At 41.6% G+C, this 26,651-nt stretch carries 31 protein-coding genes and 2 tRNA genes; 8 read left to right on the top strand and 25 right to left on the bottom strand.

All coding sequences use genetic code 11. The features are described 5' to 3' along the window. Window positions 1-226 precede the first annotated feature (226 nt). The 5 genes from JM79_RS13740 (at window position 227) to JM79_RS13720 (ending at window position 2,723) form a co-directional block, all read left to right on the top strand. Window positions 227-299: transfer RNA gene (locus tag JM79_RS13740), tRNA-Gly, on the top strand. Between the two features lie 15 nt (window positions 300-314). Next, a tRNA-Leu gene (locus JM79_RS13735) sits at window positions 315-398 on the top strand. 60 nt (window positions 399-458) lie between these two features. Then, window positions 459-1,769, top strand: a complete 1,311-nt coding sequence (locus tag JM79_RS13730) for a phage integrase N-terminal SAM-like domain-containing protein (protein WP_141878698.1) — start codon at window positions 459-461, stop codon at window positions 1,767-1,769. 16 nt (window positions 1,770-1,785) lie between these two features. Continuing rightward, window positions 1,786-2,127 carry a hypothetical protein gene (locus JM79_RS13725; protein ID WP_141878697.1) on the top strand — a complete coding sequence of 114 codons (342 nt, stop codon included), beginning with the start codon at window positions 1,786-1,788 and terminating at the stop codon, window positions 2,125-2,127. Window positions 2,128-2,198: 71 nt separating this feature from the next. Then, the gene (locus JM79_RS13720) at window positions 2,199-2,723 is read left to right on the top strand and encodes a hypothetical protein (RefSeq protein ID WP_141878696.1); all 525 of its coding nucleotides are present in this window, start codon (window positions 2,199-2,201) and stop codon (window positions 2,721-2,723) included. A gap of 189 nt (window positions 2,724-2,912) precedes the next feature. Here JM79_RS13720 and JM79_RS13715 read toward each other — a convergent pair whose 3' ends face one another. From JM79_RS13715 to JM79_RS13625, 19 genes are all read right to left on the bottom strand, one after another. Further along, window positions 2,913-4,694, bottom strand: coding sequence for a hypothetical protein (locus JM79_RS13715; RefSeq protein ID WP_141878695.1), 1,782 nt, complete (start codon window positions 4,692-4,694; stop codon window positions 2,913-2,915). Beyond that, window positions 4,691-6,595, bottom strand: coding sequence for a BACON domain-containing protein (locus tag JM79_RS13710; protein ID WP_141878694.1), 1,905 nt, complete (start codon window positions 6,593-6,595; stop codon window positions 4,691-4,693). Before JM79_RS13710 ends, JM79_RS13715 begins: the two co-directional genes overlap by 4 nt. Next, window positions 6,595-9,105, bottom strand: coding sequence for a hypothetical protein (locus JM79_RS13705; RefSeq protein ID WP_141878693.1), 2,511 nt, complete (start codon window positions 9,103-9,105; stop codon window positions 6,595-6,597). The genes JM79_RS13710 and JM79_RS13705 overlap by 1 nt, the downstream gene beginning before the upstream one ends. Next, window positions 9,105-9,575, bottom strand: coding sequence for a hypothetical protein (locus tag JM79_RS13700; protein WP_141878692.1), 471 nt, complete (start codon window positions 9,573-9,575; stop codon window positions 9,105-9,107). The genes JM79_RS13705 and JM79_RS13700 overlap by 1 nt, the downstream gene beginning before the upstream one ends. Window positions 9,576-9,632: 57 nt before the next feature. Further along, window positions 9,633-10,142, bottom strand: a complete 510-nt coding sequence (locus JM79_RS13695; RefSeq protein ID WP_141878691.1) for a hypothetical protein — start codon at window positions 10,140-10,142, stop codon at window positions 9,633-9,635. A gap of 3 nt (window positions 10,143-10,145) precedes the next feature. Further along, on the bottom strand, window positions 10,146-10,976 hold the full coding sequence (locus JM79_RS13690) for a hypothetical protein (protein ID WP_141878690.1): 831 nt from the start codon (window positions 10,974-10,976) through the stop codon (window positions 10,146-10,148). Window positions 10,977-11,058: 82 nt separating this feature from the next. Further along, on the bottom strand, window positions 11,059-11,304 hold the full coding sequence (locus tag JM79_RS13685) for a hypothetical protein (protein WP_141878689.1): 246 nt from the start codon (window positions 11,302-11,304) through the stop codon (window positions 11,059-11,061). Further along, on the bottom strand, window positions 11,301-11,720 hold the full coding sequence (locus JM79_RS13680; RefSeq protein ID WP_141878688.1) for a hypothetical protein: 420 nt from the start codon (window positions 11,718-11,720) through the stop codon (window positions 11,301-11,303). Before JM79_RS13680 ends, JM79_RS13685 begins: the two co-directional genes overlap by 4 nt. 80 nt (window positions 11,721-11,800) lie before the next feature. Then, window positions 11,801-12,454: a glycoside hydrolase family 19 protein gene (locus JM79_RS13675; RefSeq protein ID WP_141878687.1), complete on the bottom strand. Its 654-nt coding sequence runs from the start codon at window positions 12,452-12,454 to the stop codon at window positions 11,801-11,803. After that, window positions 12,451-12,798: a hypothetical protein gene (locus JM79_RS13670; RefSeq protein WP_141878686.1), complete on the bottom strand. Its 348-nt coding sequence runs from the start codon at window positions 12,796-12,798 to the stop codon at window positions 12,451-12,453. The genes JM79_RS13675 and JM79_RS13670 overlap by 4 nt, the downstream gene beginning before the upstream one ends. Before the next feature lie 18 nt (window positions 12,799-12,816). Further along, on the bottom strand, window positions 12,817-13,233 hold the full coding sequence (locus tag JM79_RS13665; protein ID WP_141878685.1) for a hypothetical protein: 417 nt from the start codon (window positions 13,231-13,233) through the stop codon (window positions 12,817-12,819). 25 nt (window positions 13,234-13,258) lie between these two features. Continuing rightward, the gene (locus tag JM79_RS13660; RefSeq protein WP_141878684.1) at window positions 13,259-13,804 is read right to left on the bottom strand and encodes a hypothetical protein; all 546 of its coding nucleotides are present in this window, start codon (window positions 13,802-13,804) and stop codon (window positions 13,259-13,261) included. A gap of 74 nt (window positions 13,805-13,878) precedes the next feature. After that, window positions 13,879-14,319: a hypothetical protein gene (locus JM79_RS13655; protein WP_141878683.1), complete on the bottom strand. Its 441-nt coding sequence runs from the start codon at window positions 14,317-14,319 to the stop codon at window positions 13,879-13,881. Between the two features lies 1 nt (window position 14,320). Further along, complete coding sequence (locus JM79_RS13650; protein ID WP_141878682.1) at window positions 14,321-15,103, bottom strand: hypothetical protein; 783 nt, start codon at window positions 15,101-15,103, stop codon at window positions 14,321-14,323. Further along, window positions 15,103-16,344: a hypothetical protein gene (locus tag JM79_RS16160; protein WP_185739502.1), complete on the bottom strand. Its 1,242-nt coding sequence runs from the start codon at window positions 16,342-16,344 to the stop codon at window positions 15,103-15,105. Before JM79_RS16160 ends, JM79_RS13650 begins: the two co-directional genes overlap by 1 nt. 11 nt (window positions 16,345-16,355) lie before the next feature. After that, a complete protein-coding gene (locus JM79_RS13640) occupies window positions 16,356-17,291 on the bottom strand; it encodes a DUF6712 family protein (protein ID WP_141878681.1) in 936 nt (311 codons plus the stop codon). A gap of 1 nt (window position 17,292) precedes the next feature. Continuing rightward, complete coding sequence (locus tag JM79_RS13635; RefSeq protein WP_141878680.1) at window positions 17,293-17,520, bottom strand: hypothetical protein; 228 nt, start codon at window positions 17,518-17,520, stop codon at window positions 17,293-17,295. Continuing rightward, window positions 17,520-18,857, bottom strand: coding sequence for a hypothetical protein (locus JM79_RS13630; protein WP_141878679.1), 1,338 nt, complete (start codon window positions 18,855-18,857; stop codon window positions 17,520-17,522). Before JM79_RS13630 ends, JM79_RS13635 begins: the two co-directional genes overlap by 1 nt. Continuing rightward, window positions 18,857-19,213 carry a hypothetical protein gene (locus tag JM79_RS13625; protein WP_260443440.1) on the bottom strand — a complete coding sequence of 119 codons (357 nt, stop codon included), beginning with the start codon at window positions 19,211-19,213 and terminating at the stop codon, window positions 18,857-18,859. Before JM79_RS13625 ends, JM79_RS13630 begins: the two co-directional genes overlap by 1 nt. A gap of 101 nt (window positions 19,214-19,314) precedes the next feature. On the opposite strand from JM79_RS13625, the gene JM79_RS13620 reads away from it, so the two are divergent. The 3 genes from JM79_RS13620 (at window position 19,315) to JM79_RS13610 (ending at window position 21,857) form a co-directional block, all read left to right on the top strand. Continuing rightward, window positions 19,315-19,872, top strand: a complete 558-nt coding sequence (locus JM79_RS13620; protein ID WP_141878678.1) for a hypothetical protein — start codon at window positions 19,315-19,317, stop codon at window positions 19,870-19,872. Beyond that, window positions 19,859-21,370 carry a terminase family protein gene (locus JM79_RS13615; RefSeq protein ID WP_141878677.1) on the top strand — a complete coding sequence of 504 codons (1,512 nt, stop codon included), beginning with the start codon at window positions 19,859-19,861 and terminating at the stop codon, window positions 21,368-21,370. The genes JM79_RS13620 and JM79_RS13615 overlap by 14 nt, the downstream gene beginning before the upstream one ends. 181 nt (window positions 21,371-21,551) lie before the next feature. Continuing rightward, a complete protein-coding gene (locus tag JM79_RS13610) occupies window positions 21,552-21,857 on the top strand; it encodes a hypothetical protein (RefSeq protein WP_141878676.1) in 306 nt (101 codons plus the stop codon). Between the two features lie 33 nt (window positions 21,858-21,890). On the opposite strand, the gene JM79_RS13605 is transcribed toward JM79_RS13610, so the two are convergent. The 6 genes from JM79_RS13605 to JM79_RS13580 form a co-directional block, all read right to left on the bottom strand. Continuing rightward, window positions 21,891-23,195 carry a DNA modification methylase gene (locus JM79_RS13605; RefSeq protein WP_141878675.1) on the bottom strand — a complete coding sequence of 435 codons (1,305 nt, stop codon included), beginning with the start codon at window positions 23,193-23,195 and terminating at the stop codon, window positions 21,891-21,893. A 117-nt stretch (window positions 23,196-23,312) separates the two neighbouring features. Continuing rightward, window positions 23,313-24,062, bottom strand: coding sequence for a hypothetical protein (locus JM79_RS13600; RefSeq protein WP_141878674.1), 750 nt, complete (start codon window positions 24,060-24,062; stop codon window positions 23,313-23,315). A 97-nt stretch (window positions 24,063-24,159) separates the two neighbouring features. Then, entirely contained in the window at window positions 24,160-24,492 is a 333-nt protein-coding gene (locus JM79_RS13595; RefSeq protein WP_141878673.1) for a hypothetical protein, read from the bottom strand. Between the two features lie 6 nt (window positions 24,493-24,498). Then, window positions 24,499-25,068 (bottom strand): hypothetical protein, encoded by a 570-nt coding sequence (locus JM79_RS13590; RefSeq protein ID WP_141878672.1) that lies wholly within the window; start codon window positions 25,066-25,068, stop codon window positions 24,499-24,501. Window position 25,069: 1 nt separating this feature from the next. Further along, window positions 25,070-25,609: a hypothetical protein gene (locus JM79_RS13585; RefSeq protein ID WP_141878671.1), complete on the bottom strand. Its 540-nt coding sequence runs from the start codon at window positions 25,607-25,609 to the stop codon at window positions 25,070-25,072. A 16-nt stretch (window positions 25,610-25,625) separates the two neighbouring features. After that, window positions 25,626-26,648: a hypothetical protein gene (locus JM79_RS13580; protein WP_141878670.1), complete on the bottom strand. Its 1,023-nt coding sequence runs from the start codon at window positions 26,646-26,648 to the stop codon at window positions 25,626-25,628. Between the last annotated feature and the right edge of the window lie 3 nt (window positions 26,649-26,651).

The raw sequence follows: 26,651 nt of genomic DNA, 5'->3' as shown, positions 1-26,651 counted from the left end.
TGGTTTGTTGTTTTTGTATCGCACTTTATTATTGTTATGTTCTACATATTAATTGAAAGTTGCTTAATTCCTAATTACTGATAATGAAGAGATAAGCGTCCGGGCTGGAAAGAATCGGTTTGGAGTCAGCTTTTTTTCTTAAATAATTCTTTGCTGTTATAAGATTTGTTTTAAATTTGCCTCCGCATTAAACGCTATGATAATTGGCGTTGTGTTCTTTAAAATCGCGAAAATAGCTCAGTTGGTAGAGCGCCACCTTGCCAAGGTGGAGGTCGCGGGTTCGAATCCCGTTTTTCGCTCTTTAATAATTTTAAGCTCGGGTGGTGGAATTGGTAGACACGTTGGACTTAAAATCCAATGACCATTAGGTCGTACGGGTTCAAGTCCCGTCTCGAGTACTTTAGCGAAACCCCTGCAAATACAGGGGTTTTCGTGTTTTTAGAAGCGTCTTTTCGATCATGAAAAAAGATAAAAAAGACATAAACGTACCTAGAAACGTACCTGCAAATCAGGTCATTTCTTTAGAAATATCCATGGCAGTAAAGAGATATTCGCAGCCTAAACTCTTTATTCCCCGGAAAAACGGAAAGCCGTCCGTTGCTCCTGGGAACCGTTGGTATGTCTCATTTTACTGGAGAACAGATGCCAATGGTCCGCTCGATCGCAAATTCTCCTTCACTAAAAAGATAAACCGACTTAAGACTGCAAAAGAAAGAAGGATAGCCGGGAACCACCTGGTTGCAATTCTTACCCGTGCTCTGGAACGCAATTGGATTCCTGATAAGGAAGAGCGAAAAAGAGTGAAGCCTGGCAAGAGAGATGGATCCTTGATCCTGGGAGAGGCGTTGGATTATGCTTACAAAATTAAAGTGAAGGCTGGGAAGAGCCCAACCACGCTTAAGGGATATGAATTTCACAAGAACCGGTTTCTGGAATGGGCAAAGAATAACGGCTATTACGGAGTCAAAGCCGATCGCTTTTCTATCGATCATTTTTACGAGTTCCTGGATTGGCTCAGGTTTGAATATGTGAATGAGCAGACTGGCCAGGAAGTTTCCGGGAGTTCCGTAAATAATCACCGGCGCAGCATCTCTTCTCTATTTACTACGATGAAGAATGAACGACTGATCCCGGTAAATTTCATTAAAGATATTCCGGACGTGGATTCCGATCCGGTGAATAACAAGGCTTTCACCCACGAAGAGCTGAAGCTGCTCAAAGCGGAAATGCTGAGATCGGATCCATATTTGATTCCTTTCTTCAGCTTTATTTTATATCCGCTCCTGAGACCACGAGAAAACTGCAGGCTTCGGGTTAAAGATCTTAATACGGAAAACTGGCTAATCCAAGTGCAGACAAAAACCGAAGTGCTAAGCGTTCGCAGGATCATTACCAAAATAAAACCGATCATCGAGGAAATGAACCTGGAACAATATCCTGGAGAATACTACCTTTTTACGAATAAGGACCAACCGGCTCCATGGAACGCGAACCTCCAGTCAAGGTATGATCATTTCTCCAGGCGATTCCTGGAGATAAAAAACAAGCTCGGTTTTGGACGTGAATACGGACTATACTCCGGAAGGCATACGGCGCTCATGGATCTCTATGATTCGCTGATATCTCAGGGAAAAGGAGAGATGGAGGCTTTGCTGGCTTTAATGCCTTATTCTACTCATAAAAGTATTGGCGGTGTGAAAGCTTATATACGCCGACACCGAAAAGTGATCCCGGCAGACCATTCTGATATTTATACACTGGACTTTTAATATAAAACAATACTCAATGAAAATAGAGGAGGCAGTAGAAGCGAATAAATTAAAAGTAAAAGAAGCTTTCAATTACAGGAAGCTACCATTTTCTGAACTTAGCAATTGTAGTTTGTCAAACTCGCGAATTCTAAGCTGGAATTTTAAAGACTTGGATCAATCAGGTGAGAGTTTAGGATATTTTAATAAAGACTTTACTCAATTTTTCTTGAATTGGTCATGGAGCGAACGGATGAGGATTAAAGAAGGTAATCCAACGCCAGTTTGTTGTAATTTTAAGATGAGGCCATCTACGAAACAAAAACCGGAAGATATTCCACAAAAATGGTCATGTTCACAATGTGGAAGGAATCTATAATAATATAAAATAGTTTGTAGTCCTAAACGTTAATTTTACTTAAATTCGCTGCTGATTTTAAATTGTAATGAATGGATATTGATTGGGTTAATCACGGGATAGGTTTTGTATTAAGCATAGGGACTTCTATTGTTTTTATTCTCCTTCTCTTATTTTTTTTACAACCACGCATAGAAATTTCAGATAAGATTTGTTACAAAACACAAAAAGGTAAAAAGTTTTATTTTTTTAAAATTGTGAATAGATCTTGGTTCAGCGCCTATACTATTGAATTTGAATTATACAAAAAGATACCTTACATCGTGGATAAGGTGAAAGTGAATCATAGAATAGAAGAGATTGCTCTTAGTAGAAGTAAATTTTACTCCATTCCGCCCTATAAAAGAACAAAGGGTTATGGAGATCACGCAGTATTAATTAGAACCTTTGAGGATTTAAATAAAGACATAAATGTGAAAAACCAAGAGTATATTTTAATAGTAAGCGCTAAACATGGTTTATTTAATCTAACCAAGGTAACGACCCAAACTTTTGAAAACTCTGAGGTGTTTCACAAGGGTCATTTTAAGTTTGGCAAAAATCTTGGTGTATGCTAACTAAAATACTTAAGTTTGCACTCATGAATTTTAAGGTGATGTTAACTTAAGTTATTATATAAATATCATATATTTAAATTCTAAAGTCAAAATAGTTATGAAGACAAACGATCAAATACTTTGGTAGGGTAAATTTATTTGAAAACAATCTAAAATCTTTAAACCTCCTTTATGGAGGTTTTTTTTATTCTAAAAAGTCTCACTCTCCAGATCCACCTTCATCGTTTTTTCGCTCTGGTATTTTTTCTTCAGTTTCTTGATCACGTGCAGCTCATTGTATTTAAAACTGAGCTCATTAATATTAATTCGCTCATGAACCGAACATTCAAAAGATTCTTTAAAGGTTTTGGAATGCACCCGGTATTGTAACCACTCACTCCAGTTCCGGTTGAAGTTGTTCTGCTGAGACAGCTCATTGGCAGTTTCCGGAGCGCAGTCATTTACAAGTAGACCAGGACTTTTAAAAAGGCAAAAGTCAATCTTTGATCGTTTGTCTGGTACCACCGCGGTAATGATATCATCATTCTGTTCCACCACTGCCGGCTGGACATCCATCTTAATTTCGATCACATCGGCTCCTTTTTCATCCAGTTCTGAAAATACCTGTCCGTTCTTATTATACATCACCTGTTCGCCGTTGGCATAGGTAAGCTTATAAAACCGGTTGGAATTATGGGTTTTCTTGGGCTTCGGAATTTCGAGGTGCCGGTGATCTTCACGCTGTTTCTTTAGGATAGCATTCTGAGTGTAATTAATCTCCACATTCGTATCCTGGATATCGATGTCCAGGTTAAGCCAGTTCTTCAGCTCATTTACATATTCGCCAAAAGTCATGTCCGGAACGAAATCTGACAAGCTAAAAGATGAAGGGAATTCATTCAGCTTTCCTGCCTGGAAAGAATATTCAAACTGGTTCATCGTCGCGATAGATTCTGCCCGGTAATTAAGCTTGATCTCGATCACAATAGGATGGAACTGGTTTTCTGAAGTGACATTCACTTTTAACTTGTCTGATAGCCGAACCCGGTTATTCGTGGAAGTATTCTCTAGGAGAATAGTTCTATTAAATGAATTAGGATCGTCCTGGTACACTTTAAAATCGAAATAACTAGCTGTTATAGGATCTATATTTAATTTATAATCTACCTGGTAGGTTCCAATCTTCTCCGGAATAAAAGTACGCTTATAAACTCCCCTGTTTTCATTTTCTGTACTGGTAGGAGTAGAGAATGAAAATGCCAGGTATTCTGAACCTTTGAATTTCTCCAGAAAATTCTGCGGAATATACAGCGCCTGTTTCATGATCTCGTCATCAAACAATTCTCCGGAGATGGTTTTCCCTTCCTGCAGGTACCCGAATCTTAAGATCTCTAGTAAATATGGAAATGGCGCCAGGACATTATAATTGTAATAAATCGGCTCCTCACCAGAATTATCTACATTATTAAAAACTGGAGTGATCCCGTTATGATCATTTATAAATCCACGGAAAGCCTCGTAATTAGATTTTTCCTTAATAGAAGCATCATATACCCGTGGATAGTTGTAGGCATATCGAGGCCAGGTGCTCACGATCTTAGTGTTCACCTCGATACCATATCCAAACTCCGGAACCAATTGCACCGGCCAGGGAAGATCTTTTAAATCTCGATCGTAAACTGCCAGCTCTGCATCTCCGTAAGAAATTTCACATTCTATCTGGCCACCCTGGATCTCTCCAAGAAACAGGATCGCATCGTAATAGGTGTATGGTAGAATGATTTTACCGCGAACGCTGGTATCTACATCTGTAATATTATCAAGATCTGGCAGGCCAAGCATCTCAATGATCTCTTCCTCTGCAGGAATAGAAAACGGTACCGAATAGCTCTTATAAATATTATCGCTGAACAGGCTGCTCTCTTCGTTTAGAGAAACTCCAAAACGACTTAGATCTATTTTATGATTGGTAAGGGTTCTGAAAATGATCATCTCTCTGCAGCATCAAAAGTTAAACTGTAATTCCTGTTATATTCGCGGCTTTTAGAAACGCTCAGGCTGTTAAAGGTTCTTATCACTTCCACACGTTTACCGGGAAGCTGAAGCCAGGACTTTTTGGATCTTAAAATTTTTGAAAGCCATTTCGACTCTTCATCACTGTATAAATTTCCGGTAGTGATCCTGAAGCTGCTCGGTTCCTTAACCTCAATAATTTTTGAGATCTCTTTTCCGGAGGCGGCGACCGTCACCTTGGTAGAATCGTCCTCCTCGACCATTTCTATGCTTCCGTCAAAATTGATCACCTCAGGGCAATTCCATTCATTCAACCAGATAAGCTGAAAAGTCTCCAGTTCTATCTCACGAATTACCACATCGATCTCCACCGGGCCACAGGAAATTTTAATTTTATTCTGGGCTTTTAAATTGAGCGTGGCCAGATCTACCACAGCAGTAAATATTTTACCGGACGGTTTTGTAACCACAATGGCCTGGGTCACATCTCCGGTAATATTGATCGCATTAATAGGATCTTCTGAAATAAAAGAAAAAGCAATTTTCCCGTCTTTAGTTGTAGTGATTTTATCCGGAAGATGAGTCAGCCGGTTTTCGACTGCAGGAGTTTTTCCATTTACAAACTGGAGATTATTGAAAGAGCTTCTTTCGGTAAGGGAATTCGAATTGAGCTGCTTGTCAAAAATATCAAGATCATACTTAATAGGAACGATGGGTGCAAAGATCCCTGAGTTAAGCGCAGGTAGATCTGTAGGTTTTAAAAGTTTTCCTGTCTCCAGGCCAACTATAGTTTCTACAGCATTATCGAAGAATGGCACTCTCTTTTTATAAAAACTGATATTATTCGCGGTATATGCTGCAAACTCAAGAAGAGCCTCGGCATTCTCTGCAGTGGTAGATAGAAATAACACATTGCGATCATCTGCAAAATAGAATCCGTCGTTCTGGATCCCGGTGGTAATGATCTCCACAATGCGAAGCAGCACATTCACCACTTTCGTGGAATATCCGGAAGCGATCTTTACGGTACCACGATAACTTCCCACGGCGAGCGCTTCGGTATTTTGAGTGCTCAAGGTAAGCGTGTGATCTCCTTCAGCAAAAGAAGATGCAGACAATGCCAGCCACGGAGTTTCTGTGGTTACATCTACCTGCAGGGAAGTACTGATATTTATTGTTGCCTGGCTTACCGGAGCTTCTCCTAATTTTTCGGAAAAAGTGAGACCGGTGTGACTAATATCCAAATAGTCCTCGTCTTCAGTAGGACCATTTATTAAAAGTGTAATGGTTCCGGACTTGGTATCCTGTCCATCGTCTACTATAAAACCAGATTCGTAAATACCAGGTGCAAGTCCGTCAACATTTACTCCAAGGAATACGGTTCTATTTCCAGATCCGTTTGCATTGGATACGGTTGCCCAGGGTTTATCCAGAATTATACTCCAGTTATTTTCTGTCGTGATCGCCAGGAATTGATTTTCCGGAGGAGTATCGCCAATTATATAATTAAAACTGAAATCCTGTTTGGAAAGACTCAATCTTACTGTATCAACTACTTTTAAATTAAGGTCAAAGTAATGGTCTTGACGAGAATTATTACCGAACACTTCGATCCAGTATTTCTCGTAAACATTAATTTTATTATAATAATTACCAGCAGCTAGATTATTTGCGGCCGTTGGATCTATAGTTACCTTAAAAGTTCTTTTTTGATTTTCTTCATCTATAGATTCTGCAATTAATTTTAACCAGGGTGGTTTGTTCTCAATTTTGATCTGTGTTTGTGCTGGATTAAGTACATAATCCATCTCAATGACTACAAAAGGAGGCGAAAAGGATTTCTTATATACTAACGAAACCTGACTAGGAGTAATAGACATTATGATTTAATTTTTGAACGGTCCTTAATTTTTTTCAATTTCTCTTCCATCTTCTGACGTTCCAGTTCTGCTTCATAACCGAATAAGATATTATTCGCCATAAGCGTCGCCTCCAGGATATCTTCCAGTAATTCTATCGCACGGCCGGAAGTAGGAACATCTCCACTTTGAGATCCGGAAGGTGGAGTCATGGTGTCGACCGTATCTCCACCATCGGCATACAGGTTTAAAGCTTTCTTTCTTTTCTTCTCCAGGTAATTTAGAATTGGAGGGACTTCGGGATCCTGCCTTACAATCTTTGGAACTACATATTCTCCCACGTGAACATCGCCAGCTACTTCATGGCCGGTTTCGTCTTTATAGCCCATCCCAAAAGGATCTGTGAATCCACCTCGGGCAAAGCTGGTTTTTACTTTACTCTTCGCTTTTGTAGCGTTTTTAATAGCTCCTATAATTCCACCAACCTGGGCAGCGAATCCCAATAACAGAGGAATGTTTTGAGGAAAACCAACTTTCGCAGTTTCAGCTGTACCTGCTGCTATATTACCTGCAGCCTCGGCAGTGTTTAAGGCCATCTTATTTTGAAACAGACCTAACTGTATAGCTGTTTCTTTTAAAGCAAAGAATTGCTTTGCTAATAATAAAGCCTGTCCAACTTTGGTTTCCTGTCCTGCTAAATTGATCGCTGCATCCAGGGAATCGTTAAGGAGTTTTTTCTTTTCTTGCGCCAGCCTTCTTTCATCGGCGATCTTTTCATCAGTCGCCTTTTTCTGGATTCCCAGGAGAACATTTTCATGAGATTCTTTAAGGTTCTGGATTACCTGGTTCTTTTCGTTTTCTGTGAGATTTAAAAACTCAATCTCTTTTTGAAATTCTTCCAGTTTCTTCTGGTAAGCAGCCTCTTCCTTTTCAATGGCCTGCTCCCTTTTAATCTCTTCTTTTTCAGCTTCAGTTTCTGCCCTGGCTAATTCCAGTTCATTCTCCAGTTCCAGTTTCTTCGCTTCGAAATCTCGACGGCGCTGAAGTTCCGCTTCCTCCTCTGCAGCTTTGGCTTCATCTACTTTAACCTGGTGTTCTTTCCTGATAGTTTCCTGCAGCTCCAAACTGGCTCCAAGGGCCTGAGCTTTTTCAACAGCTCGTTTTTGTTCCAGCTCTGCTTTCTTAACATCAGAATCTGCCAAGCGATCTTCAGCCTTTTTTAAATATTCTTCTTCCAGCTGGTTTAATTTCTGCAGTCTCTGCTCATCGGCTTTTTCTGCAGCCTGGCTGGCCTTTCCTAATTCGTTTTTAATACGAAGCTCATCACGCATTAAGTTTCTTCCGGCATCGGCTTTTTGCCTTCTAACCTGATCAACTTTTGCGGTGAGTTCTGCTTCCTCAGTAAGATCTTCTTTGGTAGATTTGGAGAAGGTGTTTTCTTCAGCCTTGATCTGCCTGCGGATTTCAGCAGCTTTTATTTCACGATCATACAATTCATCCTGCGCTTCTTTAGCTTCTGTAAGTAACCGACCTCTTTCAGCTGAAGACAGATTTTCTTCATCACGAGCTTTTCTTCGAGCTTCTGCCACCTGGGCTTCTACCTTACCTTTATCAATAATTAATTGACGTTCTATTTTATCGGCCTCAGCTGCCAGATCTGCAAGTTCTGCCTGTCTCTTAGCTTCGCTGGCGATCTCGTTTCCGAATTTCTTAACTCCGTCTACGGCATTTCCAAAACTATTAACCGCTTTATCGCTGAAATCTTCAACACCGGTGGCAATCTGCGCAACGGCATCGGTGGCCACTTTACCGGCTTCTTTGAATTTTCCGGATAATGCCAGATCAATAGCTTCACCAAGTCGAGGAAAGAATTTTATAAGACCGGTGACTCTATTCTCTACATTCTGAATTATAGAATCCTTGAGTTCTATTAATGTCTTTTTGGGATCTGAGAATACTTTAATAAGGATCCTTCCCAGGTCACTAATCAAATCTGTAAAGTTTCCAACTACCGCACTGGTGACGGCAGTAACTTTATTCCAGGCATTCTGGCCTTCTTCAGAATCTCTAAAGTATTGAGTTACGGCTCCAACTGCCAATGCGATGGCAGCAAGTGTTGCACCTAGAGGAGTAGCAATAAAGGCAATACTTGCCTTAGTTGCGGCAATAATACCGGTCCTCATTCCGCGAAGACCTTCCTGAACCATCACCAGGTCTCCAGACATGATTCCCTGGGTTACCTGGCCAAATGCCTGTCCGAAATCCTGGATCGCTTTTTTACTATTCCCGGTTTCGTTTGCAGCCTCTTTGGTTTGATTGATGAATTCCCGCTGGTTCTTCTTCATCTTATCATAAGTCCCCTCCAGCTGAGCGAGCTTCTTATTCTCGGCATTCCATTTTGCGGTCCCTTCTTCCAGGTTCCGCACATAGCTGCGCTGCGCTTTTAGTTCTTTTCCAACGGAATTGAGGGTGGTTTTCGCCTCCTTATCATTGACCTTAATGGCCAGGTTAAATATTTTAGTGGCTCCCATTATTCGTCTTTTGTATTTAATTGAAGAAGCAATCCAGAAAGTTTTGCGATCACATCATCTGTCCTGGTATCGCCAAGAGCCGTGATCATATAATTAAGCGCACCCGATCTTTCATAGATGTTTTCAAAGAGTCTGTAACTTTTTAAGGTTGCCTGGTGTGGTTTTTTTACTGTTGAGTTTTGCTGGTATCTCGCGGCCTGCAGGTAAACAGATCCACCTTCGCGAACTCCGTTAAATCCGTAATGAAGCATAAAACCAACCTTACTGGAGGTGAAGTTTAAACCGAGTAAACGGTGCTGTCCCATCTTGGCTTTCACTTTTGTAGCGTCCAGAATAGGCTTGTTCTTATCGTCACCCTGGTTTCGGATGCTCAGTTTCTGCCTTAAAACCTGGTGAATGTAAGCCTCGGCCATTTTTGCGGCCTGCTTTCCAATAGCACGTTCTTTGGATTTAATCTGGTTTGAGCTCATCTAGGCAATTTGATGGAGCAATTTGGAAAAGAACCTGCCTCTAAAAAAGGACAAGCCCTAGCATACAGAATCGAGATCTTTCCAGTCGGCTGGATCTACCTTGAGAGATTCGTTCCCGGAAATCATTCCAGCGAACCGGTATCCATACAAATGCTCGGTATATACCGGGCCAACCATCACTCCTTTAACGGTGCTAACTTTAAATTTCCTGTAGAGAATATTGCCAGGGATATTGGAATCGTAGCGCATACGGCTAAGGATTTTCTTGGCGATCCTCTCGCATTGATCCAGGTATTCGTTTTGCTGATCAAAATTTCCCTTTCTCGGATTCATATACACAACGAAAGCAAACATGCGGCCTATTACGGTATTTTGCTCAGTGCTATCCTGCCCGTCAATCTCCGGAGATTCCACAGCCAGGCACGGAAACTTTATTCCAGATCTAAACGCACCAAAGATCTCCTCAAGATCCTGCCTGAAAAATGAATTTTCGGGAAAGTCATTCAGCTGGGCATTGATATTTTTAAAGTAATTAACTAATTGCGCATGAGTAGGATCTGGTTGCATATCTTATTTTTTATCCTGGCTTAATTCATTTTCCATCACGCTCAAAAACTCATGGATATTTAATGCCTGGGTAGATTTTAATTTTGAAGGATCGTATTTAATTTTATTGGTGATCAGCTGGCCAAATGGGGTATAAACCGGTTTTGGTGCCGGGGTCTTATCTTCCGGATCCCGCTTTTCAGGTTTTGGAAATACATGCGGATAAAGATTTGCAATGTATCCACGGCAACCTTCATAAACGGTTCCGATGGCCACTCGTTTCTTTATATCTACTTTCTGAAATTTGGTTACTGCAGGCCCTACGTAAATCTTATCGAATGCTTTACGGATATCCTTTTCATTCTTTGGCACCAGCTTGAATATTGTTTTGAATGCACTGCGACGATATAGTGCAGCACAAAGAATATTCAGGTATTTTTCCTGCTTAGTGGTTCTCCAGTAATAATATGCGGTGTCCAGGTAACCGAATTCCTCGATGGTAATATTCTGCAGCCTGTCCATGGGCGGATAATACAATTTACCCTCGATCTCGAAGGCTTTTAAAAACCTGGTTCTTTTAACTCCGTCGATCAGGAACTGGACATACTCCTGGTATTCTTCCGGAGGTAATTGCCTGAGCACGATCCAGACCTTTATAAAATTATTCTCCCGGATCAGGTTCTTAACCAGGCGCACATATAGTTTGTAATTGTACTCCTCCCTGATTTCTTTTGGATGCAGATCTATAAACCGGTGGTAATGATCCAGCGCATAGGAGATCTCCTCCAGCTGCTTTTCAGATAATTGATTCCAGGATTCAGGAAACCTTATTTTTAGATTCAAGTTAATTGCCATGCTGCTAAATTGCGGGAGCTGCAGCACTAAAAAAAGGACAACGAAATGCTGCCCTTTTTAAATAGTAAATTGATAGAAGACTTTATTTATGATATTTTGATCCAGAGATGGGACCTATAGGACAGAGTCCCATCGGGTATTCATCGATCACCATTATTGGTTTAGGCGGTTCGTATGAACATTTAAAATCTTCTGGAGTGAGTATTTCTAATTCGATATGTCCCATTCCAATTTCTTCAAGTCTCTTTTTGGCCAGCTCTAATTGAGCCGAGGGATTCCCGGTACCAACGATCGCTATCTTCCTGACGTTTTTTCGAATTTCGCTCACTTCCTGTTGGTTTTTATGTGAATAAATATAAGTATTAAAGCCACAATAATTCCCAGGACGATTCCAATGTTCAATCCCCAGCTGGCCGATTTGGTTTCTGTTTTCCTCTCTTTTTCTTTATTGATTGAATTTGTTTTTTGGGATGTGTTGTCCTGGTATTTGGAATTGTTCTGCAGATCCTGTTCGGTTTTTTCTGATTCCTGCGAATTACCATACACCACTTTTGCATTGTAAAGATCGAGCGTGTCTCCTTTGTAAGAAACCCTGGAGGGTTTTTCTGGATCCAGCGGTTCCACCGAAAAAGAAACATCGTTCTTTATCTTTTCAATCTTAGTATTGGTCTGGATATCGTTCTCGAAAGTGATATCGTTTTGAACGATCTCATTGAGTTTTTCCACTTTCTTATGTTCCTCCACCTTTCGGGATCTGCATCCGGAAAGGAGAATGATCAGAGCTATTAATAAGCACTTCGACAGGCTCAGTGTGACATTTGTTTTCATGACTTCAGGAGTATTTTGTAATATTTTTCTGTAAGCTCTATACGGTGCTGCAGGTTATTGTAACCTCCATTAATGGCCTTGGTCAGTCTTTTGATACTCGAGTGATCCACGACATTGCAAAGCCTCCATAGATTATTGGATTCAAAATACCAGTAGGCCGACTGCCAGTAATATTTGGTGATAATGAGATCTGGGTTTTTCATGATCTCCTGGTCACCTACATAATCTGCAAAGAGCTGGTAATTTTTACGGCCGGTGATCATTATAGGACCACGCCCACGAAAAAGCCAACCGTCTCCACTTGCCTCCGGGCCATTGCCGTTTTGACTCGCATACACGAAATTGGCAATTTGCTCAGGCTTCCGGGCAAGGATCTTGGCCACCTGTTTTTCAGCTTCAGAAAGAACACGGTTCCGGTCCTGGTCGAAATCATAAGAGAAGATCTGCAGAAGACGCTCATAGGAATAGTTTAAATTTTCCCATTCCCTGGTGAAATATTGAGATTCGTGCGCCAGCTGACCCACATAATGAGCAAGCCAGGCAGGATCACAGATATTAAACACCACTCGCATTGCGCCGAGCGTGTTCTTACCAATCTTGCCATCTGGCAGGAGTCCGTTCTCTTTCTGAAATCGCTCTAATGGAGTCATGATGCCGGGGTGTTATTTACATTCTGTGCCTGCTGCAGTTGCCTGTATTCAAATTCCCTAATGATCTTTCCGGGCATTTCATCTAATTTCCTAGTGGTGTCATCATGGTAAATCTTGCTCTGCTCAGCGATTCTCTCGGTCACATCTACAATTTTTCGATTGGTTTCATTTTGATCTTTAGACATTGTCATAAAAGCTTCTCCAAAATGATCTGCACGCTGTCGATCGCTTTTACTATAGTCGTGGACCACTTTAAAAAGGTAGCCAACAGCGATGATGAGCGTAAGAATGATTAAACCGGCCAGGCCGTAATCTGAAAATTTAGAAAGTGCTGGATCTAGCATAGTATAGGTTAAGGTTTATTAATATCTTGGGCTTCGATCATAACCAGGCGGCTCACTGATAAATCTGCTGAGCTGGACCTGGTCTTTTTTAAGCTGTGCATCTGAAACTGTAAACCAGATCATTCGCGCCGGCAAAGTTTTAGTCTGTCCTCGAGTCTGATATTTATAAACCAGGTTCATATCCCGTTCCAGGCAAATAGTATATTCGCGATCTACCTCGAGCACATATCCAAAAGGATTATATTCCGGAGTCGCCGGAACTTCATATTTTTTTCCCAGGCTGGTAGAGATGATCTTGGCGACATCTCCGGAGATATCGGTTACCTGGAAGTCTATCGTGACCGTGTCCAGATCTACTGCTTTATCTGGTGGCTCCTGGGCAAAAGTTGTGAGCGAGAATGCTAAAAGGAATGCGAGTGTGAATAGTTTTTTCATGATTTTAGATTAAGTGAATTGTTTATTAATATTTCGCCAGGAAGGCTTTGGTGTTCTCTTTAGTTTTAAGTTTTTCCTGCAGCTCCTTATAGTAATCGACTTTATATTTCGCTTTGTACCAGCCGGAATTCATCGACTTTTCACAGTGTGCAGATTCAATGATATTAAGGAAGGAGACTAAAAGGAGGCCTTTACGGTTTAGATTGCCAAGGGCTTCGTTCCAGCCGAGAACTTCACTCACGGTTTCATGAGTTTTCCCGAAGGGATATTCCTGGTCATTGGTTAGGAAAAGCCAGTTAAAGAAAGATCCAAAAGCGACGTTCCCAACCTGGTCTAAAGCAATGGCGATCCCGGTAAAGAAATGAGTGGTACCAGAAAGGATCCCGCGAGCTTTTCTTTTTTCATTCTTGATGGAAAAAATAAGTTTCCAGATCACCGCAGGCAGGAAAGCGATGGCAATTAAAACCACAGCTAAAAGGATTAATAAAATGGAAATTAGAAGATCTCCTATATTTTGAAAAAACTCCTTAAGCCAGGAGCCTGCATTAGAAAAAAAAGTTCGGACTTTCATGATGTCTAGTGTATTAGATATGATAAAAGTCCGAACTGGAGGATTTTAAAAAAAGGACAGGGAGATTAAGTTGATTATTGAGCTACTTCTTGAGTTTCATCTATCATTTCAAAAGCGCCTTCAACTCCATTTAAAATTTCTGAAGCAGTCTTTTTATCACTCACATAAATGGAGGTGGTGTTGCTCATAAACAAAAGCATTTCAGGAAGTTTATTCCATGCTTTTTGATCAAAATCATTATCTGCAGGATCTATAGTTTCGCCGAATATCGTGAACAGGTTACTAATCTCGGTAGCGCTATAATTCTTAACCCGCTTTTGTAAAAATATATAAGAATATAAAGGTTCACTGGGCAAAGGATTTTCTCTGGCTATTTGCAGACGATCGTGAACTTCTATTTCATACCCACCCGTTTTTAGATTTTTTTTGATGCTTTGAATTTCAGGGCTTATAATTCCAGATTTCCCTTCTAAAGCTTCAAATAAGAGTGGTTGTTTGCTTCTTATAATCATCATTTTAAAAATTATTATTTAGTAATACTATTTTTGATGTTCCTCGACCTGAAATTATTTTTTTTCCGTCGCTAGTAGCTGACATTCCAAGACCTCCCGAAGTAAAATTTACCGCATCCGTATAAGTGTAACTTTTAATTATTGTATTAAAGTTATAAGGTGCAGACACCTCAAATAATACCAATTTTGCAGCATCTCTTGTTGAGTAAATAAACTTTTTTCCGCTGTCGTAGAAAGCTATACCATCTAAATAATCGGGTGCATTGTAAATTATAGTTCCTGAATTTATTGTGGTTATATCCCAAGCTGTTGCAAGTTCACATTTTCTAATACCATTGCTTCCGTCTGCGATGACACAATTTAAACCGTCTTGAGAAAAATATAATCCATGAACAAAAGGAAAAGTCATAGGGCTGTTTTTTCTTGTGCCTGTTCTAGTCGTAATATCCCACGGCGTTGCAAGATCCCAGCTATAAATCCTTTTTTGTGCATCTGTACCATAAAAAAACCTAGTACCGTCAGGCTTAAAAAATAATGAAGTTGCAAAAGTAGTTGGGCTAAGTGAACCCGATGTAGTTGTATTGGAACTAGATAGGTCAAAAGGCGCTGGCAAAGCGTTATTATAAAGGTTGTAATTAGTTAAATGTATATGATAAACTGCATTTCCTGAATCTGGCATAAACAAAGAATAAACGCCACCAATAGAAAATTTACTATCTTCTATAAATTGTACTGGTTCTCCTTGTACTTGCTTTCTTTTACCAAATTGAAAACCCGTCCTACTCATTATTTAGAGATTCTAAGTTTAGAACCCACGGGCTCTATAAATAAATAAGCGGTTTCATCGGCTGCTATTTCTGTTCCGTTAGGCGCGCTAAGATCATTACCTGGTGTTCCAGCTTCATCGGCTATGGTAGCAGCTCCTGTATCGTTGCATTCTAAATTTGCTTTAAATCCTGGTATTCCTGCAGCCGGCCAGGTAAGGGTTACTGAAGCAATCACATATAATATCTTTCCGATATCTGAGGCTGCTAATAATCTGGAAGTATCAACGGTAACTACATTATCAATTGCGGCAATCGCAGCATTTAATTGTGCTGTGGTTACTTCACCTGGATCGCCGGGGTCTCCTTTAAGCCAGTTCAAAAAATCCTGTTCGGTTCCTACATTACCAGCATCCAACCATATTTGATAAGCTGAGTCACCATCTGCTCCAGGTGCACCGGGATTCCCTTTTAACCAATTCAGGAAATCCTGTTCAGTTCCGGCATTGCCCTGGTCTAACCATATTTGGTAAGCAGAATCACCATCTTGTCCTGGCGCGCCAGGCGCTCCAACTAAACTATCCAGCCATTGCTGCACGGTTCCCTGGAATCCCTCATCCTGGGCAACTTCGTAAGCAGACTTTCCCGGAATTCCTCCAAGGCTAGCGATCCATTCAGCTTCGGTTCCCTGGAATCCGTTATCCACGGCAGACTGATAAGCGCTTTTCCCAATTAGACTGGCCAACCATTCATTTTCTGTGCCTTGAAATCCAAAAGCGACTGCAACCTGGTAAGCAGATATTCCATTCTGGCCGTCGGTACCAATACCAATCCAGCCACCGCCATACCACAAATAAGCCTTTTTTTCGTCCAGGACAATATACCAGATGCCGGTCTCGCCATTGGCAGGTCGGTCGAGTTTAGTCGGATAGAACTGGATAGGAGCATTCACCTCCTGGTATGTCCATGCGCCGTTTTTGTATTTCGCAATGATCTGCTGGCCAACCTGAGGATCTACAATCGCGATCCCGTCTTCCTGTACATTTTCAAAAGCGGCCTCCAGTAATTCTTTAGATTCAAAAATCCCATAGAAGAGATTCCGGTTTTCAGCCTGCGTAAGCTCATCCAGAATCGTCGCGTGGTTATTCGCGATATCTGATAATTCCTTAAAATCCTCTGCAGTAGCTTCTGTCCTTCTATTAATAGAAGGGATCACATTACTTTTTTGAGATAGATCTAATGATGGTCTTAATGCTCCTGGCATATTAATGAATTTTAAAAGCTAACTATAGATTTATTATTGTGTACCGGGTTGCTTAACACGTTGGCTTCTTTAGCGGCAAAAGCAGCGAATATTGCAGGGTATTCTCTTAAATAAGCGACCAGCTCTTTGAGCGCTTCGGTGCCTTCCTCTAATTTGGAATCGTAAATGCGATCCAGTTCCTGCTGATCTGTTTTGATCTTTCGCTCTCCAGGGATCTCCTCGATCTCGAAAACAATCCCTTTTTCGTTCAGCGTGAAAATGCCTTCTTTGGCCACTTCAGCAACACAAAGCGGTACCTGGGCAGCCTGTGCAAGTTTCAAAGCTTCTTTAGCTTCCGGAGTCGCCCCGGCTTTAATAAGATTAACCGTCTCCGTTCCTAAAAGACCTCTAAAAAATTTCTTCTCGACCTTAAGCAGGTTTGGCTTGAGTCTAAGGAAGGTGAGACGGCTGTTTTGTATGATAAAATACCGATTGAAGGTTTCCGTTCTCCTGGTAAATAATTCTTTAAATGTGGTGTATCCTTCGGTTCCTACCCATTCCTGGAAAGAGGCTTCATTCTCCTCCATGATCTTGAGGGCTTCGTCGATCGCTTCGGAACCTGTTTTGATAAAATTGCGGCGCATGTCACGCATTTCTGCCCAACCGGCCACCTGGTTATTTTGCCCCTGGCTAATTAGAAATCCGGAAGAAGTGATCTGTACTTTTCCAACCATGGAAAAAGAGAACATGGCCAGGTTGGCGCTCGCTTCCTGAAGCAGCTCCAGCACTTCCTGACTTTTGCCTTCCTGAGCTGCGCCAATAGAATCATAAAGAGCGTTGCCTATGAGCGGCTTGATATGCTTGCGATCTACCCGTTTTAAATAAGGCTGGATAATAGCAAAATCAAAACTATCATTGACGGTGACATACTTTTTAAAATCTTCGATTGTGGTGATAAGGGTGGCCATATTAGATCTTAGATTTTAGAGGTGAGATTTTAGAGCCTTTCATCTCTTTAATAATGATATGTTCATTTAAACCTTCAATCTTTTTTCCAGTCTTTAGAGCATCATCCAGATCTAAACAGATCTGGTGTCTTATTCGCATTTTAACTTCCGGATGATAATTTTCCCATGCTTCACCATACTGGTCACTTAAAAACTGATCTGATATTTTAATTAGATATTTTACTGCCATTACATTACGCTTTGAGTTCCGGTTGGGTTCTTGTCTAAAGTGGTAAGCTCGGTAGCTGCGAAATCTCCTTCGAGATCTTCCGGCCATCCGTTATAATCGCGCAAAACTCTCCACATCTCGAGGGTAGTTTCACGCTTGGTCTTGAACAGCGCATTCAGGATGCTGAAAGCTTCGCGCTTATCGCTTCCGGATCCGCCGTTTAATTTTCCTCCGGGAATTCCCACTCCCATTAAATTAGGATCTGTTCCAATGGCGCTCATAATTTCAGAGTTTCCTGCAGAAGAGTCCAGAAGGCCTTTCCCTTCGGAAGTATTCTCGTCTTTAAGCGGTACCACTTCAATTCCCTTCACCCATTTTCCTTCGCGATCCTTAAAAACGGTCGCCTGGATAGATTTCCCGGCATTCTTATTTCCGGCCAGGTGATCATCGATCGCATCGGCCAGTTGTTTTCTAATCTGGTTCTTTTTGTCTAGGCTGTATTTTTCCCATTCGCCAGCGTAAGTCTTGGTAAAATACTCGTCGCTGATGTACACCATATATTTGATGTTCAGCTGATTTTCTGAAAAGTGCTTTTTATATTCCGGGATCGCATTTACAACATCCATCCAGCCGTTTAGATATACCGAGTGGTGATCTGGTTCCGGGTAATAGATCTCATCTACCAGTGGGTAGAAGATGGGCATGGTGAATTTGTGAATCTTCCGGCTTTTACAATATTCTTTGATCTCCTCTGCAGAGCAGTAAGAATCTACCACCGGGATCTTGCTTACATAGTCTGAATCTACATTGGTATTCCGGGTCCAGTTATGGCAGAAATATGCGTTTTCAATTAGACCGGTTTTTGGATTGATCTTCTCGTAACGCATTTTAGCCGTCTGCAGCCTGCGTACCGAATCGATCTCTTTATAATCGTTGGTAAGGATAAACTCCGGAAAGCCCAGGTTAAAATTCTCCAGGTCTGAAATGATCTCAGTAAAGACCCGGTGCATTTTACGAGCCTTGAAAAATTTTGCAATTTTCTCCTCTGCATGTAAGGGGATAATTTTTTTATCCTCTTTGCCGTCATCGGTGGCGTCATGTCTATAGATCCTGAAACCGTTGCCATAATGAGCTGCTTTTAGAAATCTATAACTGGAGCCTCCGGCACCGTTTTTCTTAAGCGTTTTTACGAAGTTTTGAGGATAGCGATTATCATCACCCCAAAGGGCAATTTTGCCACCGGTGGAGATTCCGGTTTCTTCCGGATTGGTTACGGTATGGTTAGGAGCTGCAGAAAAACTTACTGCAGCAGCTTTTCCGAATCCAAAGCGTAGGTTTTGATTTATTTCAACTGCCATTATGGGACTACTGTTTTACCATTAAATTCTTTGATCCATAGGATGCCTATTTTGGTGACCTTTCCATTCTCCAGGCGAATATTCCTGGTTTTGTTTCCGAAGTGATTCGGGTTTTTCCGGATCTTTTCTTTTTGCTCTTCAGAAGGCTTGAAATTCTTGAGTGCATACACACTATCTGGATCCAGGCCTTTTTCCTTCATCACCAGTTTCACGTTCTCCAGGTGAACCATTTTCCCGCCGGTTTTAGAGTTCCGGTTGAAGGTTCTGTATGAAATATCGAACGGAACGGCTCTTCCTTCTTCATTTGGCGTCCGCATAATTTTGAGGACTTCAGCTCTGGAAATAGTTTCGGTCATGATGCTAAGTTGCGGAAGCAGCGATTTCTAAAAAAGGACAAGCAGGTGATGTCCTTTTTTATGGGGTCCCGTAAAGCGAATTTTACTGGAAAACCCGGAATTTGAGCTTAGTAACTACCAAAGACACGCACCTGGATAATATCATCGCTTCCTACATGGATGAGACCAGTGTAGAATTGTCTGCATTCGAATTAAAAATGAAGGAGCGCATAAAAACCGCTTTCTCATTACTACTTAACTGGCGCTCGAGAGAGCAGGCGGCAAACGTCATGATGGAACAGTTTGAAGTTTCCCAGGCAACCGCCTATCGTGATATCTCTCGAGCATTGATCATTTATGGAGATATCAATAAGGCCGGTAAAGAAGGTCACCGATATATCATCATGGAGTACAACCACAAATTGCTCCAGCTAGCCACCAAAGAAAAAAACCTTGAGCAAATGGGAAGAGCTCTGGACCGGTACATGAAACTGGCAGATCTCGATAAAGAAGAGAACCGGGTAAACCTGGAGAAACTTGCTGCGATGGATATTACCGTAAACATCAGCAAATCTTCAGAAAAAGCGATTGCCGGAATGCTGCAGGGAGGAGTAGTGGATCTAAACAATTTTGAAGCTGAGGATACAGAATTTGAAGAGGTGAAAGATGCGGAAGAATAAGAAAGTAACTCTCAACGTCGCTCAGCTGATCGCTTCCATGGCAAAACAGAAACAGAAGTTCCTGGAATGGGGCAGGGGAAGCGGGAAAACCACTTATTTAGGATATGATTCTCTGCAGCTGGTAAAACAGATGCCCCGAGCGTCTTTTGCCATGGTGGGTTCTACCTATAGCCAGATCCTTTCCCGATTTATGCCGGCGATTAAAGAAGGCCTTGAATTATTCGGGATCTATGAGAATGTGGATTATGTGATAGGATCTATGGCCGGGAAAAAACTCGGTTTTAAGATGCCTTTCCAGGCACCGGATTCTTTCAACAATATTTGGCATTGGGCCAATGGCTGTATTTTCCAGTTTGTGAGCCTGGACCATAAGGATAGCGGACGTGGATTAAACTCCTATGCTATACGTGGAGATGAGGCCGCATTATTCGATAATGAGAAGCTGGCAATCAACGTACGAAATACCAACCGGGCAAAGAAGGCCATATTCAAGAATGCACCACTATTACACTCGGAGGTCTTTACTTCTTCCACACCATTAACCAGGAAAGGGAAATGGTTTACTGATATGGAAGAGCTAGCCAGGAAAGATCCTAATAATATCTTATTCCTGAAGGCGACGGCAAAAGTGAACATGGAGAACGTTAGATCGGACTATTTCGAGTATATGAGGCAGGCTTACACCAATGACTTTATATACGATGCTGAGATGCTTAACATCCGGCCCAAGGAAATCACAGACGGTTACTATTCACAGCTTACCGAGAACCACTACTATACTGACTATGATCTGGGCTACCTGGAGACGCTACCAGGTATCGTGGATGTAAAGGGTAATTCCTTTAATAGTAAGCAGGACCGGGATGTAATGAAGCATGAACTGCTGATCATCTCTGTGGATTGGGGTGCAAGTATTAATGCGATGACGGTATCTCAGCTGCAGGGTGATACTTACCGGGTATTGAAGGAGTTCTTTGTGAAGAGTCCGAAGATCCTGGATCACCTGTTCATTGAGAAGTTCCTCCCTTATTATAAGTATCACCAATGCAAAGAGGTGTACTTCTATTATGATAGAACTGGGAATAATGATACTGCCAACTCTAAGATGACGTATGCCGAGCAGGCAGCTGCTATCCTTAAGAAGCATGGATGGACGGTCTATTCCATGACCACCGGTACCAACCCGGATTATATGGATAAGTTCAGGCTGATCAACGTCGCTCTTAAGGATGATGGACGGAAGCAGCTACCAAAGATCCGGATAAATAAAGGGAACTGTCCGAACCTGATCATCTCCATGGAACACGCCGAGATCTATGATCGAGGAAAGGGACTGGAGAAGGATAAGAGATCAGAGCGAAGGAAGAGCGTGGACCAGGAACATGCCACTCACCTGAGTGATACCTTTGATTATCCTTTTTACTCTATGTTCTGGGATATCTTTAATGGAACTGCCTTATCGCCTGAGGACAGGCCACTTTCAACTTTTGCCAGGTAATGAGAGGAGCGTTTCATATTTGCATGGATTTTAAACGTGGCAAAAGTCACCCGGCTATAGGTTACGGCGTTTAGCAAGGCTTGATTTTTGCGAAAAAAATCTACCTTTTCAATATCTAAATATTTGATAATTAGAACGCTAATAAAATATTTTTGAGAATACCTTAATTTATGAGAATAACATGAAAACAGAATATTACGAGGAAATTAAAAACCTGATCGATCAATCTTATGATCCAGTTGATTCTCTTTTGGAGGAAAGTGAATACACAAAGAAGAAAACCCTGGACGATGTTTTTACTGATGTAACAAACATATTGCCTAGCGAGTGGATCCACCGGAGTTCTGTGTATGAAGCCATGAAAGAATTAGGATTCAAAAGTTTCCTTTACACTTTCCCTGCAGTAGAAGACGAAGAAGGGAAAGTAATTTTTCCAGAGAGGAGTGTCTTCGTTTATTTGATGGATACAAAAACAGCCGCTATCTAAGCGGCTGTTGAATGTACACTATAGTTTACATTTTTATTCCAGGTATTCCCTGAGATCTTCCTTTCCAAGTCTGGTACCGTTTTTAATTACCTGGAACTCGAGTTCATTCTCTATCATATATTTAATCCACCTCCGAACTTCCACATCTGAATATTTTGGATCCAGTTCTATTCCTCTGCAGATCCTCCAGTTCTTTTCGCAAGCGATCAACGTAGATCCAGAACCAAGAAATGCATCGAATACTATATTTCGCTGCTGAGAACTATTCAGGATTAAATAACTGAGCAGCTCTACCGGCTTCATGGTTGGATGCTCTTCACTTCTAAGCGGCCGGTCAAACTCAAGGACAGTTCTTTGCTTTCTGTCGCTGTACCAAGGATGAGCTTCTCCTAATTTCCAACCATATAAACAGGGTTCGTGGATCCAGTGATAGTCCTGGCGACTCAATACAATAGAATTCTTCTTCCAGATAAGGCACTGAGAGATCTTAAAGCCGGCATCCACCAGCGCACTTCTAAAATTTACACCTTCAGTATCGGCATGGAATACATAAATGGGCGCACCTGGTCTTGAAAATTCGTATGCCTGGATATAAAAATCATAAAGGAACTGGTAGAAAGAATTATCTGCCATCTTATCATTGGCGATTTTATCCCGTTTCTTATCGCGGCCTCCTTTATAATCTACATTGTACGGAGGATCTGTTACCGTAAGATTGATGCGATCTTCTTTTAAAACCTTATCATAGGTTTCTTTAAGCGTACTGTCGCCACAAATGATCCTGTGGGTAATATTCTTTTTGATACTTCTTAATTCGTAAACATCTCCAGTTTGCGTGATTGGTTCCACCGGGGGTTCCGGATCAAACTCTCCTTCTTCCTCTGGTTTCAATTCTTCAGGAATAATATCCTCCGGAAGTTCTATGTCGCCCACGAAAAGACCAAGCTCCTCCAGGTCGATATCAGCAAAGTGTTCTTCCAGGATATCAAGATCCCAATACCCGGCAGGAACGTTGGAGGTGATATTGTATTCTTTAAATTCCTGATCGGTGAGTTCCCGGTTCGGAACTCGAACGTCAATTACATCTTCACCACGATTTAAATGAAGCAGGATCTTCACTCGCTGGTGGCCGGCAATTATTTTATTGTCGGTATTGATCGCAGGAACTTCAGCCAGGTTAAATTTCTCCAGGCTTTTGATGAGCTTTTCTTTTTTCTCTTCGGTTAAGGTCCGGGGGTTGAACTCATACGGAATAAGATCTTTTACTTTCCGCTTTTCATTGTGCCATTCTAATGGCAGGACCACAGTTTTATCCGTGGAATTTTCTAAATTTGTCATCTCTCACAATTATTTTAATTAATATTTGACCCAATCGAGTGGGAAGGCTTATGTCCTCCGGTTCCCGATTGGGTTAATTATTAATGATTGTGAGAGATTCTTAGTAAGCCGGGGGATTTATAACAGCTCCAGTATCTTCTGAAGATTGATTTCGTGTTGGTGCAGCTTCTTTTCGCTGTTGTTTATCTGCTGAGCGATCTTCCTTTTCTTTAGCTGGTTTGGTTCAGCTTCCATATTTTTATACCAACCATCGATTCGCTTTTCCATTTTTGAAATGCTGCTGGCAGTATTCGCTTTTTTTAGATAGAGATCCTTCGGAGAAAGGCCGGAGAAGTCTTCAGATGATTTGGTTGGCAGAATCGTGCGATAGGTATCCCAATGATCCAGTTCTTTCCAGATCGTATCTCTCTGCTCGTCTAATGAGAAAATTTCCAGTTGGAGTTTTAGCGCTTCCTCTTCAGCTTCGTCCGGAAGATCCAGCCAGAGAAAATGCAGGTCGCACATTGCATAGAATAGATCCTTCAGCTGCTTATATCGAACCCGAAGTTCCGGAGGCAGCTCTGCGTACTTTATTTTTTTAAAGTAAGACCCGGCGCTCTGGTGAATCACTGCTTTGCGATCCATCTCCACTTCAGGAGCTGCAGGTTTTGGTACCAGCTTTGGTTTAGAGATCTTCTTTACCTGGGCCTTTGCTGGTTCAGCTTGTTTATAAACTCTAAGCGCACGGCAAATAGTCGCCAGGTTCTTATCATTACGGCCACGTTTCAGCGTGCTCAGCACTCTTGTTTTGGCGTTGGGAAGCTTGGAGTATAGCTCCACTCCTTTATCGTAGTCCTGGTCTTTAAACCACTCTGAGATCTCATTCATAGTACTAAGATCCTGAGGTGACCAGCCTTAAAAAAGGACATAAAAAAAACCTCCAGGAATTGCACTGGAGGTTTTTTGAACTAATTAAAAAATCAAATTATGAACGCGGTTGATTTTTGCTATTTTCCAAAGCCTGCAGTTTTACTTCTGCAATACGATAGATGGTTTTGGTATCACTGATCTTTGCCAGCAATTCTATTTCCTCTTTCGTTCTCGCATTGTGTACAAGCTTCGCGAATTCTTTTACATCCAGTTTCTGCTTCTTTAAAAAAGCTTCAGCGTCTGGTCCAAGTGTGGCCCATGGAAAGACCCGGCGGGAAACGCGATACAGCATAAATGCCAGTTCATCACTAATTTCCTTTGTCGTATCTACAAATCCTATGTTCGGGATGGTATAACGGCCGGGTGCTATTGTAAAGGCTTTATTCATGGTCTATTAGACTACTGGAGGTGTAAATTGAGTAATGGCTCCGGCATAAACCGGTGCGATTGATCCTGTGCTGTCTGATATTTTTACTGTAACTCCTACTGAATCGCCAGCTTTCTGGCCACCGGTTGGAGTAACTTCAGTAAAATATGCAGGAGAAAGTCTGGATCCTATCTGCTTAACCAATCCCGTTCTTTCAGTTACCAGGGCAATTACCGGACGATTTAAATACTTCCGTATCCATCCCCCTGTTTTTGCTCCGGTTGATGGAAGAACACCACCAAAATTATTGGTAATACTCAAGCCACCTTTTTCTCCGGCCTGGGCTCCATCTACCAACCCAGTGTCCGGCTTGATATATACTTTATGGAATCCTAAACCTTCTTTAAAAGTGTGTGCTTCTCCAATAGTACCCAATGCAGTAAGATCTGCAGCTTCAGATATTTTCGGCGGAGCGGCTATAGTTTCAAAATCTGAAACAGAAGCAAAATAAACTTCTACTTCACTCACCCCTGGTGCTACTTCATCATTGGAGCAGAAACCCAGGTTCTCAGGTGCAATATTGTCTTCGCAAAGCATCTTATTCGTGTATTTGGATTAGGAACGAGCTGTTTCCATATACAAGCTCAGAGATCACATCTTCGTTGTCGAAGATCTCTTCCTGGCTCATTGGATGCCCGTCGATATTCAGTGTTTTTGGAGCGGACTCTTTAAAGCCCCACTTCCTGCCGCGCTTATCCTCGTGAACAAGGCGCTTGGCTTCCTGCTCTTCTTCAGAATCTTCAGGGGATCCACCTTTCAATGGTTCCTCTTCCTGGGAAGATGCAGTACCTTCCTTTGCTTTTTCAGCTTCCTCTCCAGATGTTTCATTCTCGGAAACTTCTGTTACGTTTTCAGCAACTTCTGTATCGTTTTTGGAAACTTCTGTTACAACTTCTTCCAATTCGGTGTTGGTATCGTCAGATCCTCCAGGCTTATCTTCAGAAGTTGTTACAGCTTTCTTAGCTTCCAGTTCAGCTTCACGCTTGGCGATCGCTTCTTCCAGAAGGGCATTAGTTGTAAGGCCCTCGGTTGGGATTCCGAGTTCCTTACATCTAGCCTTTAATTCTTTTTTATTCATCGTTTACGATTTTAGATTATGCTGCAGGTTCGTTCACTCCGTCAATACCAAAGTATTTCTTATTGTCGGCTGTAGTTCCAAGACCGTATCTAACATCTGTGTAGTTAGAGATCACCACCATCTGGTTGATCAGGAAGTCATAACCTTTCCACCATTCCATAAAGATTTTCACTTTATAGTCCTGCTTCTGGATATCGGTGATCTGTGGTTTATCAAAAACATCTTTCAGGTTTCTGAAGTTGTTCTCGGTAGTTCCGAAGATCACATCGCTCTCCATACCTTCCAGTACAACGATCTCACGTTTTCCTAAACGTGTTTTCATTACATCTCCCTGGAATTTATTCTGTCCAAACTGGTCTTCGTACTGAAGAACGTAACGCTCGAAGTTATTTTCGCTCATAAAGATCTTCTTGATCTTCTTCTTCAGCTTGCTAGGAAGCTTTCTTTCGAATGCAGTTACTTCATCCACGATATTCGCGTCTGTAAGCGCATTTAAAGGAATCTCAAAAGCCGGGTGAGCTGGAGGAGTATCTCTGTCAACCATCGCAGCAAGGATAGTTTCGATCCCGTTCATAGAGAATCCAAACTCATTCTTTCTTGCAGGATCATACACACCGCTAATAGAAAGCGTTTGCATGTTGTCCAGAACTTTTGGAAGTAATTCATTCTCGATAATGTACTTCGAGATTGGCATATCTTCCGGCTTCTTGTTTTCTTCATACAACTCAGCATAGTAAGAGTGAAGAATTTCAGAAGGGATGATCGAGAAGTTCACCTTCTGGTGGTAATCCGTAAGGATCTTATGCTCGATCTGTAATTTTCCAAGCTCTGTCCACTCATTGCTGAATCCCTGCACTACATCTTCCAGTAATGTGTGGGTTTGTGGATATTTCCCTTTGATCTTGGTAAGCGGCTTGGTGTGCTTATCCAGAGTAATCTCTGCTCTGTTTAAAGATGCAGAAATAAGGGTAGGATTGTGAGAAAGGAACGTATTAAGTTCTTTTACCACATCATCTATTAAAATAGTTGTATTTGCCATGGT

The sequence above is a fragment of the Gramella sp. Hel_I_59 genome (assembly GCF_006714895.1).
Lineage (GTDB): Bacteria > Bacteroidota > Bacteroidia > Flavobacteriales > Flavobacteriaceae > Christiangramia.
Note: the sequence above shows the minus strand (reverse complement) of the source record. Positions and strands in the feature narration are given on the sequence as shown.